Source organism: Stenotrophomonas sp. 01N47 (assembly GCF_056399165.1).
Genome location: NZ_JBFTQU010000074.1, coordinates 1 through 415 on the forward strand (window position 1 = coordinate 1; position 415 = coordinate 415).

1 protein-coding gene is annotated in these 415 nt (G+C 58.9%); it reads right to left on the reverse strand.

The genetic code is table 11. From position 1 onward, the window contains the following. Positions 1-415: sigma-70 family RNA polymerase sigma factor (locus AC1DKR_RS21275; protein WP_478035154.1), on the reverse strand; the 415-nt coding region annotated here is incomplete at both ends.

Sequence of the window (415 nt, forward strand, 5' to 3'; positions counted from 1 at the left end):
GAAATACGGTTGAGCTTGTTGATCGTCTCGATCATGTGCACCGGAATACGGATGGTGCGGGCCTGGTCGGCGATCGAGCGAGTGATCGCCTGACGGATCCACCAGGTGGCATAAGTCGAGAATTTGTAGCCACGGCGGTATTCGAACTTGTCYACCGCYTTCATCARSCCRATGTTGCCTTCCTGGATCAGATCGAGGAACTGCAGGCCACGRTTGGTGTATTTCTTGGCGATCGAGATCACCAGGCGCAGGTTGGCCTCGGTCATCTCGCGCTTGGCTTCGCGGGCGCGCTTCTCGCCCTCGCTCATCTTGCGGTTGACGTCCTTGAGCTCCTTCAGCGGCAGCACCACGCGCAACTGCAGGTCGATCAGCTTTTGCTGCAGTTCACGCACGGCCGGCACATTGCGCTCGACGG